Raw genomic sequence first — 11,378 nt, forward strand, 5'->3', positions numbered from 1 at the left:
GGTCGCGTTCGCCCGGTTCAAGCACCGGCCCGCCGTCGTGAGTGTGCCCGGAGGTCCGCACGGTGTGATCCACCGCCGAAGGAGAGCTATCTTGCTGGGGCAGGTCGGTCCGTGGTCGCGGCTTCGGCGGCGAATGCCGAGCGCCGTACGTGGCGTGCGGACCTCGGTGACGGTCGAGGAGACGACGATGAGCAACGAAACCACCCCGTCGCACGGTGCCGGGGCCCGGCCGTTCCCGTTGGAACCGACGCCGATCCACGTGCCCGACGACGTGCTCGCCGACCTCCGTCAGCGCCTGGAGCTGACTCGCTGGCCGGACGACGTGGGCAACGAGGATCGGCATTACGGCGTGAACCGCGCCTACCTGCAGGAACTCATCGACTACTGGCGCACCGGCTACGACTGGCGCAAGGCCGAGGCGGCGATCAACGCGTACGAGCACCACCACGTCGAGGTCGAGGGCGTGCCGGTGCACTTCATGCGCAAACCCGGAGTCGGCCCTGACCCGACACCGCTGATCCTCACGCACGGCTGGCCCTGGACGTTCTGGCACTGGTCCAAGGTCATCGACCCGCTGGCCGACCCGGGCGCGTACGGCGGCGATCCCGCCGAGGCGTTCGACGTGATCGTCCCCTCGTTTCCCGGCTTCGGGTTCTCCGCCCCGCTGCCGAACCACCCGGACATGAACTTCTGGAAGGTCGCCGACCTCTGGCACACCCTCATGACCCGCACGCTCGGCCACGAGAAGTACGCCGCCGCCGGCTGCGACGTCGGAGCCATGGTCACCGGCCAGCTCGGGCACAAGTACGCCGATGAGCTCTACGCCATCCACATCGGATCCGGCCAGAAGCTCACCCTGTTCAACGGCGACCGGGCCTGGGACCTGAGCGGCGGCCGGCCCATCCCCGAGGGTCTGCCCGCAGACGTCCACGCCCAGCTCGTCGCGTTCGAGAAGCGGTTCGCCGTCCATCTCGCCGCACACGTGCTCGGCCCGAGCACGCTCGCCTACGGGCTGTCCGACTCGCCCGCCGGAATGCTCGCCTGGATTCTGGACCGCTGGGTGAACTGGAGCGACAACGGCGGCGACATCGAGACCGTCTTCACCAAAGACGACCTGCTCACCCACGCCATGATCTTCTGGGTCACCAACACGATCGGCACCTCGATCCGCACCTACGCCAACAACAACCGCTACCCGTGGACCCCGTCCCACGACCGGCAGCCGGCCGTCGAGGCGCCCACCGGCATCACCTTCGTCGCCTACGAGAACCCGCCCGGCGTCAGCACCGACCGGCGCGTCCAGAGCTTCCTCGACGGTGACCGCGCCGCCTGGTACAACCACGTCAACCTCACCGCCCACGACCACGGCGGCCACTTCATCCCCTGGGAGATCCCCGACCTGTGGGTCGACGACCTCCGGCGAACCTTCCGCGGACGCCGTTAGGTCGCGTGCGCTCGACGGCGTGACCCCAGGCCCGAAGTCGCCTCGAACTCGGCGACGGCTTCGCCGGCCGGTCCGACCAAAGTCGTAGGCGGGCGGCACCTCGGTCGGACTCGGGATGACCGCGCGCCCGATGCGGCGGCAGGGCCGTGACGGTGATGCTGTCCCCATGACTCCCCCCCTCGGTTACCTGACGACAGTGGCCCTCACCGCGGTCGGTGTGCTGCTCGGCCTTCGCCCGGTGGGCAGGCCGTGGCCGCTCGCCTATCTGAGCTTCCGCATCGGCATCGTGATCGACGAGTTGCCCTTCGTCGTCCTCTACTGGCTCCTGGCCTCGACGGCGCTGGCTCTCGGCCAGGGCTCCATCGACCTACTGGGCGGGTGGCCGGCCGTCGTCGTGCTGGCCGGAATGGCGGTCGTCGTCCGGCAGGGGCTACGGACGGGCCCGGTCGTCGACCACGCCCTGGCCGAGGGCCTCGGCAGCGGGTGGCGCGCCGCCGCCGGCGTGAATCGGCGCCGCCGGCTCCCGCTCCTGCGCATCCTCTTCCTGCCGGTCGCGATACGCCCCCGCGACGTCGAGCGGCGGGCGGACATCAGCTACGGCGACGCGGGCCGGCGCAATCTCCTCGACGTCTACCGCCATCGCTCCCACCCCTCGGGCGGTCCCCTGCTGATCCACCTGCACGGGGGCGGGTTCGACAGCGGCAGGAAGAACACTCAGTCGCTTCCTCTGATCCACCGGCTCGCACGGCGAGGGTGGGTGTGCGTCAGCGCGAACTACCGCCTCAGGCCTGCGGCCCGGTTCCCCGAGCACCTGGTCGACCTCAAGAAGGTGATCGCCTGGGCGCGGGAACACGCGCACGAGTACGGCGCCGACCCGTCGATGATCTTCGTTTCGGGCAGCTCCGCGGGAGGTCACCTCGCCTCGATGGCCGCCCTCACCCCCAACGACCCCGCCTTCCAGCCGGGATTCGAGCACGCGGACACCTCGGTCACCGCCGTCGTCTCCCTGAACGGCTGGTACGGGAACTACTACGGCCAGGGCCCCGAATCCTCCCCCATGACCTACATCGGGCAGGACGCGCCGCCGTTCTTCATCGCACACGGCGACCGGGACTCGATCGCGCCCGTCGACGGCGCCCGGCTCTTCGCCGGGAAGCTGCGCGGCACCTCGTCCGCCCCGGTCGTCTACGCGGAGTTGCCCGGCGCGCAGCACGCGTTCGACCTGTTCCACTCCCCGCGTTTCGAAAGGGTCGTCGACGGGATCGAGGCCTTCGCCGCCTGGGTGCTCTCCCACCGGCGATAGGACGCCGCCTCTTCGGGTGCCCGGCCGTGCGCCCGAAGAGGCGGCGTTAGGTGCACGTTGACCGCACGTTAGGGCCCGCTTCGCATACTGACCGCGTGAATCGCATCGCGGTGTACGTGCAGGCCCACGACCCCATCCTCCGAGCCGGGGTGACCAGTCAGCTGCGCCAGCGCCCCGAGGTGCGGCTGGTGGACCAGGACGAGGCGCGGGTCGCCCTCGTCGTCGGCGACACCGTCGACGAGGAGCTGCTGCGATCGTTGAAGGCCCTGCGCTGCCGGGCCGACCTGCGCATCCTCGTGATCTCCCGGCACGTCGACGACGCCGGCCTGATCGCGGTGATGGAGATCGGGGTCGCCGGGCTGGTCCGCCGGGCGGAGGCCACGCCCGACCGGCTCCTGGCCATCGTCGAAGCGGCCTCCAAGGGAGAGGGATCCCTGCCGCCCGATCTGCTGGGCCGGCTGCTCTCCCAGGTGGGCAGCGTCCAGCGCGACGTGCTCGGCCCTCGCGGCCTGTCGTTCACCGGCCTCGCCGACCGGGAGGTGCAGGTGCTGCGCCTGGTCGCGGATGGTTACGACACCGCCGAGATAGCGGCGCGGCTCTGCTACTCCCAGCGCACCGTGAAGAGCGTCATGCACGACGTCACGACGCGGCTCAACCTGCGCAACCGCTCGCACGCGGTGGCCTACGCGCTGAGGAACGGCCTCCTGTGATCCACGAAATCGACGAGGCCCTGCGGAACCTGATCCGCGAGAACGCGCTAGCCGGCAGCGGAATCGAGGTGCTGCTGGAGGCGCCGACGAAGGAGTGGGCGGCCCGGCGGAACACCCCCACCGTCAACATGTACCTCTACGACATCCGCGAGGACCTGCGCAGGCGCGAACTGGGCCGGATCCCGGAGTACGACTCCGACGGCCGGATCGCGGCACGCCACCGGCCGCCTCGCCACATGAAGCTGTCCTACCTCGTCACCGCCTGGACGCAGCGGCCGGAGGACGAGCACCGGCTGCTCTCGTCGATGCTCGTCGTCCTGCTCGCCAACGAGATGATGCCGCCGTCGCGGCTCACCGGTTCCCTGGCCGAACTGGGGCTTCCCGTGCCGATGACCGTGGCGTCGCCGCCTCCGGAGGACCGCGCGTTCGCCGACGTCTGGACGGCGCTCGGCGGCGAGCTGAAGCCCTCCCTGGACGTGGTCGTCAGCGTGCCCGTTCCCGCCGTGCCGCCGGAGCCGGCCGCCCCGCTGGTGACGGAGGACCTGGTCGCCCGCGTCGTGACCAGGCAGACCCGCGTCGCGATGTCCCGCCAGGCGAAGGACCGGCGACCGTGACCGACCCCAGCGTGACGCACCTGTTCGGGCGGCTCGGTCTCGTCGAGCGGCGGGTCCGCGGCGCCGTCGCCGCCCTCCGCGCCCGTGATCCGATCCCGGACGACCCCTTCCGCGGCCTCTACCTCTCCGACCAGGCGATCGACGAGATCCTACGATCGCGACGGCTGCCCATCGGGGACGGCGATCCGGGTCTCGCCGAAGTGGAGGCCGCCGCGGACCAGGCGGAGGCCGCGGGCGGCCGGTCCCGGCTCCGCCACCTCACCGCCGCCGCCCGCCTGAGCCACCTCGATGTCGAACTGCTGCTCGCCGCCGTGCTGCCCGACGTGGACAGCCGCTACGAGCAGCTCTACGGCTATCTGAACGACGACGTCACGCGGCGGCGGGCCACGGCCGGGCTCGCCCTCCGACTCTGCGGCATGCAGGAGGCCTCGGCCCACGCGCGGGCCAGGCTGGACGCGCTGGCCGATCTCGGGCTCCTGGTCGTGGAGGAGCCCGAGCGGCCGCTGCTGTCCCGCACGCTCCGGGTGCCGGACCGGGTGGTCGCGCACCTGCTCGGCGACGACCGGCCCGACCCCGCGCTCGCGGCGGTTCTCACCCTCCCCGCGGCCGGCGCGACAGCCGACACGGCAGCCGGCAGAGCAGGCGAGACGGCAGCCGGGGGGCGGGCAACGGTGACGCTCCCCGGAGCCGAACGGCTGGCGCGAGCCGTACTGAACGGTGTCCGCCTCATCTACCTGCGGGAACGCGCCGGAGGAAGCGGGCACGCCCTCGCCGTGGCCGCGCTGTCCCGAGCGGGCGCCGGCGCGCTCTGCGCGGACGCCGCCCGGCTCACCCCCGACCTCGCGCGCTCCCTCTACCGGGAGGCGCTGCTCACCGGGCGCGGAATCGTCCTCGGTCCGATCTCCGGACCGCTTCCCGCGCCGCCGACCGCGGACGTCGTCGTCATCATGTACGGCACGGCCCCCTTCGACCCGCACTGGAGCTCCACTCCCCCGCTGCCGGCCGACGTCGAAGCCGTGCCCGGCGCGGTGCGGGCGGAGTTGTGGCGCGACGCGCTGAACGGCCGGCTCGCGCCGGGAGCCGACCCGGACGCGGCGACCGCCCATTTCACGCTGGGCCCCCAGCAGATCACCCGGGCGGCGACGGCGGCCACCCTCATCGCGCTCGCGGAGGAGAGCCCGCTGCGCGCCGACCATCTGCGGCTCGGCGCACGCGCCCAGAACGCGGGCGGCCTCGAACGGCTGGCCCGCAGAATCGAGCCGGCCGTGGGCTGGGACGATCTCGTCCTTCCCCCCGACGTCACGGCACAACTGCGGGAGCTCGCCGCACGGGCGATGCACCGGGACACGGTGCTCGGCGAATGGCGGATGCGGCCGGGAGGCGGGCGCGGCCGTGGCGTGACCGCCCTGTTCGCGGGCGACTCGGGCACGGGCAAGACCATGTCGGCGGAGGTCATCGCCGCGTCGCTCGGGCTCGACCTGTACACCGTGAACCTGGCGACCGTCGTCGACAAGTACGTCGGCGAGACCGAGAAGAACCTGGAGCGGATCTTCGCCGAGGCGTCCGGGGTCAACGGCGTCCTGCTGTTCGACGAGGCCGACGCGATCTTCGGCAGGCGTTCGGAGGTCCGCGACGCGCACGACAGGTACGCCAACATCGAGAGCGCGTACCTGTTGCAGCGCATGGAGACCTTCGACGGACTCGCGATCCTGGCCACCAACCTGCGCGCCAACCTCGACGAGGCCTTCACCCGGCGGCTCGACCAGGTGGTGGACTTCCCCGTGCCCTCCTCCGACCTGCGGCGCACGTTGTGGGACCGGTGCCTGGGGGCGCGGCTGCCACGCGACCCCGACGTGGACCTCGACTTCCTCGCGCGCTCCTTCGAACTCGCGGGCGGGCACATCCGGTCGGTCGCGATCACGGCCGCCTACCTGGCGGCGACGTCAGGTGAACCAGTGTGCATGGCGGACGTCGTCGGGGCCGTCGCCCGGGAGTACCGCAAACTCGGACGGCTCTGCCTGGAGCGGGAGTTCGGGTCCTATCTCTCCCTCGTCAGCCCGGAGCGTCAATGAACTGCATCAGTTGCGGCACCAGCAATCCACCCGGAGCCCGGTTCTGCGCGAACCCCGGCTGCGGGGCGTATCTCTCCTGGTCCGGGCAGGCCCCGGCCGAGGAGAGGCAACCGCAGACCTCGTTGCGGCCACAGGCGGGCGGCAAGACGGGAATGCGGATGGAACTCGACGTCACGGACCTGGCGGCCGAGCCCGGCACCGGCGCGCACGCACGGGCCACCGTGCACAACACCGGGACCCGGGTCGAGCGGTTCGCGCTGACCGTCACCGGCACCGCGGCCCGCTGGGCCGCGGTCGACCCCGGAGAGCTCACGGTCTACCCGGGCGACGCCGCCACCGCGACGGTCACGTTCACGCCGCCCCGCTCCCCCGCCGGACCGGCGGGCACCTGGGACTTCGTCGTGGCGGCGGCCTCCATGGTCAGCGGCGGCCTGCGCGACGACGTGCCCGGCAGGCTCACGATCGGGAGGTTCCACGCGCTGAAGGCCGTCCTGTCACCCGCAGCGTCCCGTGGCGGCGTCCGTACGCGGCACTCGCTGATGCTGGAGAACCAGGGCAACGCCCCGGAGGACCTGCGGCTCGGCGCCACCGACGCGGAGAACGAGTTACGCATCGGGCTGCCCGCCCAGGTGCGGCTCGACCCCGGCAGGGCGACGGTCCCCGTCGAGGTCGGGGCGGCGCCCGCGACGTTCGGCATGCCGAAACGGGTGCCGTTCACGGTCGTCGTCACCCCGGCGGGCGAACCACCCGTCACCGTGGAGGGCACCCGCATAGTCACCCCCCGCTTCGGCCGCTGGCCGCTGATCGTGGCGCCTGTGCTGGTCGTCGCCCTCGTCGCGGGCGTCCTCGCGCTGACCCGTTCCTCCACCGGCCCGCCCGCCACGGCGGGTGCGGGGAGCACGGCCGCCGCGGACGGCGGGGACGGCGGCTCGGACACGACCGCCACAGAGAAGGCCACGGAGGAAGGCACGAAGAAAGCGGAGAACTCGGCCGCACCGGGCGGCGGGGCGAAGCCCACCCCCAAGGCGACCGTGAAGAAGACGCAGAAGCCGGTGACCCCTCCGGCGTACGTCGCGGGCAAGGGCGAGCTCACGGGCGGCGTGGCCGAGGTCGCCGTACGGAACCTCGCCTCCGGCACGAGGATCTTCCTCACGCCGGATCTGACCGCCATCACGATGGCGGGCACGACCATTGGCGACGACCGTCCGCGCACCGGGGGCAACTTCCCCGCCGCGGCGCTGCGGGTGACCGGGCGGGAGAAGAGCTCGTTCCAGGTCGGGCCGGTCACCGGTGATTCGCCTGACGGCCTGCGTTTCAGCTATCTCGTGGTCGACCGGCAGCGGGGAACCCTCGGCGGCCTGCCGTACGAGGCGGGCAGTGCGCGCATCGGAACCGGCCAGCAACGGGTGCAGGTCTCCGGCATCGAGACCGCGACCCCGGACAGCGTGATCATCCTGACCGTGCGGGAGGGCGGCCAGGCCGTACGGATCGACGACAAGGAGCAGGGCGGCTTCATCGCGTCGACCCTCGACGCCTCGGCCGCGACGGCCGAGGTGGCCTTCGACTACCTCGTCGTGGACCCGGCCGGGGACGGGAAGGGGCAGGCGAAGGCCGCCGCCGGGCTCGCCAGGACCGTCCCGGGCAACGTCGGCGTCGCCGCTCCCCGGCTGGAGCACGACGTGATCGGCCCCCGATCGGCGGTCCTCCTCACGCCGGACGCCACGAGTTACCGGGACGACGCCGGCCTCTACGCCTCGGCGTTGACGGACGTCTGCGTGCTGAGCCAGGGCGACGGCTTCGCCGAGGTCGAGCCGTTCTACACCCGGCGACCATTCGTGAAGATCCCATATGACTGGCTGGTCGTGACATGACTTTGACATGCGCCAAGTGCGGCTTCCAGAACGTCGGCGGCGCCCAGTTCTGCGCGAACCAGACGTGCGGCGCCTACCTTCCGTGGGACCGTGCCCGGCAGCCGGAGACGGGCCGGGTACCCGTCGCCGAGCAGCGCGCGGGCCTGCGCGTCGATCTCGCGGAGGCGTCCCTGACGGTCGAGCCTGGTCAGACGATCGGGACCCAGGTGACGATCCACAACACCGGGACCCGCGTCGAGCAGTTCCAGCTGCGGCTGTTCGGGCCCGCCGCCGCGTGGGGGCAGGCCGACCCGGCCGAGCTCGCCGTCTATCCGGGCACCAAGGCCACCTGTGCGTTGCGCTTCACCCCGCCCCGCTCGTCGGCGGCCGGCGCCGGCCGGTGGGATTTCGGCGTCCTCGTCGAGTCGTCGGTCAACACCGGTCTGCACGCGGACGCGACCGGCTGGCTCACGGTCGGCACGTTCTCCGCGCTCACGGCCGAGCTGTGGCCGCAGGTCACGCGTGGCCGGGGAACGACGGAGCACTCCCTCATCCTCGACAACCAGGGCAACCTCTCCGAGGTGGTGAAGCTGAGCGCCACCGACGAGTCCGGCGAGCTCCGGCTCGACCTGCCCACATCGGTCTCCGCCGTTCCCGGCCGGACGACCGTGCCCATCAGGGTGACCGTGGTGAGCGGCCAGGACGACGGCCGGACCTACCGCTTCACCGTCACCGCGGCCGCGCGCGACCGCGCGCCGATCACCGTGAACGGCTCCCGCGCGGTCCCGGCTCCGCCGCCGCGGCCTAAGCCGGCGCCCGCGCCTCCGCCGCCGCCGCGGCCCGAGCCGCCGCCGGAACCGCCCCGGCCCCAGGTCGTGTACGTTCCGTCGGGAGTCCAGCGGCAGCGCAGGGCAGGCTGCCTCGGCGGGCTGGCCAGACTGGTGCTCTGGTGTGTCGTCATCGCCCTGCTGCTCGCGGCCGCATCCTGGGCGTACGACAACCAGGACCAGGTGCGATCGTGGCTGGAGGGGTTGCAATGAGCGTCACGTGTGCGGTCTGCGGCCAGGTCAACGCCGAAGGCACCCAGTTCTGCGTCAACCCCTCCTGCGGCGCGTACCTGCCGTGGGACCGGGCGGCGGCCCATGGCCCATCCGCCCAGGAGCCGCCGCCGGCGGACCCGCGGGGTTCGAGTGTTCCCCCTCACCCGCCGCAGCCGGAGGCGCAACCGCAGACCGCCCGGCACGAGCGGGTGGAACAGGAGCAGCGGTCGGGGGCGCGGATCGAGCTCGCGGACCCGGCGCTCACGGTCGACCCCGGGCAGATCGCGGAGACCCAGGCGACCATCCACAACACCGGGAACCGGGTGGAGCGGTTCCTGGTCCGCGTCTCCGGCCCCGCGGCGTCCTGGGCGAGCGTCGAGCCCGCCGACCTCACCGTCTATCCCGGCCGTCCGGGTGTCTGCACCGTGAGGTTCACGCCCTCCCGCCAGGCGGCCTCGTCCGCGGGCACGTGGAGCTTCGGTGTGCTCGCCGACTCGCAGGTCACCTCCGGTCTGCAGGCGAGCGCCGTCGGAGCCGTGCACCTGGGCGGTTACCGGTCGCTCACGCTGGCGCTCGAACCGGGCGCCGCCCGCGGCGGGAGCCGTACGACGCAGACACTGCTGATCGACAACCAGGGCAACGTTCCCGAGCGGTTACGACTCACCGCGTCCGACACCGACGGGCTGCTGACTTTCGAACTCCCGGCGGGCACGACCGTCGAGCCGGGCAGGTCGGCGGTCCCGTTCCAGGTGCACGCCCGGCAGGAATGGCTGGGCAAGCCGCAGCGGGTTCCGTTCCACGTCGTGGCCACGCCGGAGGAGGGTCAGCCGGTGAGCGCCAACGGCGTACGGATCGTCCAGCCGCGGCTGGGCGTGCTGCCGCTGGTCCTGGCCGGCGCCTTGGTGGCCGTCCTCGCCGGGGGTCTGGCGCTCAACCTGCGGCCGTCCTCGTCCGACTCGGGATCCGGCCCGCTCGTGGTGGCGGGATCGCCCACGCAGGAGGACGCCTCTCCGGCTCCGGGCGTCACGATGCGGCCTCCTGAACCACCCTCGCCGTCGCCTTCTCCCCCTCCTGCTCCGTCGCCGTCACCGTCACCTTCGCCGTCGCCGCGGGTGAAGACCCCCGCACCTCCTCCGGTGAACCCCGCGTCGCAACTGCTCGTCGAGTATCACCGGGCGGGCGGCTTCGCCGGGTTCGCCGATCGGATCACGGTGTTCGGGGACGGCCGCGCCACGGTCACCCGGGTGACGACCAACGTGGACACCACCCTCACGCCCGAGGAGTTGACCGGCCTCACCGAGAATCTCGAGCGACTGCAACTCGGCGAACCCGCGCCAGAACCCGGCGGGGCCGACCACATCACGTACGAGCTGATCGTGGACGGCGAGCGGTCCGTCCGTTACGACGCCCTGCCGCAGGACTGGCAGGACGTGACGGCCATCCTCGACCAGGTGATCGAGCGCCAGTAGGGAGGGCCGTGCTCGAAGGGGCGGTCCCCGCCGCCCTTTCGTACGGACCTCCGGTCCTTCTTGCCCGCTGCGGAGCGTGTCAGCGTCGGGGAAACGACACTGCTCCCAGGGGGCGCTATGCACAGGCATGCCGGTGACCTCGGCGCGGAGTTCCGACCGCCGGGCGACCGCGCGCGAACCGACGAGGGGGCGGCTCTCGACGCGGGGGGAATGGATCCACGCGGCCTGCTCGGCCTGCAGCGCACGGCGGGCAACGCGGCGGTCAGCGGGATGCTGGAGGAGGAACGCTCGCCGGTCCACGACGTGATCTCCTCGGGTGGTCAGGCCCTCGACCACGAGGTCAGGGCCGACATGGAGGGCAGGTTCGGCGCGGACTTCTCCGACGTGCGGATCCACACGGGCGAGCAGGCCCGGCACTCGGCCACCTCCGTGAACGCCCAGGCGTACACGGTCGGGTCGGATGTCGTGTTCCAGCACTACGACCCGTCCTCCGACGCCGGCCGTCACATGCTCGCCCACGAGCTCACGCACGTCATCCAGCAGCGCAACGGCCCGGTGGACGGCACGGAGTCGGGGGGCGGCGTGCGGGTCAGCGACCCGTCCGACCGCTTCGAGCGCGAGGCCTCGGCCACCGCCGACCACGTGATGTCGGCCCCCGCTCCCGCCGTTCAGCGCGAGGAGGCGCCGGAGGAAGAGGAGGCGACGGCGCAGACGCACGTCCAGCGCCAGGAAGAGCCCGAGGAAGAGCAGGCGGAGTAGCCGTGCCGCCGATCGTGGACCACTCGCGGAGCGAACCTCTTCGTCGTCCGGCACAGGTGCAGCGGTGTGGAAGAGATCACCCCTGCGACTGTTCGGAGGAGCAACAGGCGGCGGCCG

9 protein-coding genes are annotated in these 11,378 nt (G+C 72.3%); all 9 read left to right on the forward strand.

Translation table 11 applies throughout. From position 1 onward, the window contains the following. Nucleotides 1-187 precede the first annotated feature (187 nt). The 9 genes from Psi02_RS16310 to Psi02_RS16350 all read left to right on the forward strand — a co-directional run bounded on the left by Psi02_RS16310 (nucleotide 188) and on the right by Psi02_RS16350 (nucleotide 11,261). Nucleotides 188-1,444 carry an epoxide hydrolase family protein gene (locus Psi02_RS16310; protein WP_203974957.1) on the forward strand — a complete coding sequence of 419 codons (1,257 nt, stop codon included), beginning with the start codon at nucleotides 188-190 and terminating at the stop codon, nucleotides 1,442-1,444. Nucleotides 1,445-1,610: 166 nt separating this feature from the next. Next, nucleotides 1,611-2,747, forward strand: coding sequence for an alpha/beta hydrolase (locus Psi02_RS16315; protein WP_203974959.1), 1,137 nt, complete (start codon nucleotides 1,611-1,613; stop codon nucleotides 2,745-2,747). Nucleotides 2,748-2,842: 95 nt separating this feature from the next. Continuing rightward, on the forward strand, nucleotides 2,843-3,457 hold the full coding sequence (locus tag Psi02_RS16320; protein ID WP_203974960.1) for a helix-turn-helix transcriptional regulator: 615 nt from the start codon (nucleotides 2,843-2,845) through the stop codon (nucleotides 3,455-3,457). Then, entirely contained in the window at nucleotides 3,454-4,071 is a 618-nt protein-coding gene (locus tag Psi02_RS16325; RefSeq protein ID WP_203974961.1) for a Pvc16 family protein, read from the forward strand. Before Psi02_RS16320 ends, Psi02_RS16325 begins: the two co-directional genes overlap by 4 nt. Then, entirely contained in the window at nucleotides 4,068-6,143 is a 2,076-nt protein-coding gene (locus Psi02_RS16330) for an ATP-binding protein (protein WP_203974962.1), read from the forward strand. The genes Psi02_RS16325 and Psi02_RS16330 overlap by 4 nt, the downstream gene beginning before the upstream one ends. Beyond that, a complete protein-coding gene (locus tag Psi02_RS16335) occupies nucleotides 6,140-8,014 on the forward strand; it encodes a zinc ribbon domain-containing protein (protein WP_203974963.1) in 1,875 nt (624 codons plus the stop codon). Before Psi02_RS16330 ends, Psi02_RS16335 begins: the two co-directional genes overlap by 4 nt. After that, entirely contained in the window at nucleotides 8,011-9,033 is a 1,023-nt protein-coding gene (locus Psi02_RS16340) for a zinc ribbon domain-containing protein (RefSeq protein ID WP_203974964.1), read from the forward strand. The genes Psi02_RS16335 and Psi02_RS16340 overlap by 4 nt, the downstream gene beginning before the upstream one ends. After that, a complete protein-coding gene (locus Psi02_RS16345; RefSeq protein WP_203974965.1) occupies nucleotides 9,030-10,502 on the forward strand; it encodes a hypothetical protein in 1,473 nt (490 codons plus the stop codon). The genes Psi02_RS16340 and Psi02_RS16345 overlap by 4 nt, the downstream gene beginning before the upstream one ends. A gap of 117 nt (nucleotides 10,503-10,619) precedes the next feature. Then, complete coding sequence (locus Psi02_RS16350; RefSeq protein WP_203974966.1) at nucleotides 10,620-11,261, forward strand: eCIS core domain-containing protein; 642 nt, start codon at nucleotides 10,620-10,622, stop codon at nucleotides 11,259-11,261. The last annotated feature ends 117 nt before the right edge of the window (nucleotides 11,262-11,378 follow it).

Origin of the sequence: Planotetraspora silvatica (assembly GCF_016863315.1) — a bacterium.
In the GTDB taxonomy this organism is placed as follows: Bacteria; Actinomycetota; Actinomycetes; order Streptosporangiales; family Streptosporangiaceae; genus Planotetraspora; species Planotetraspora silvatica.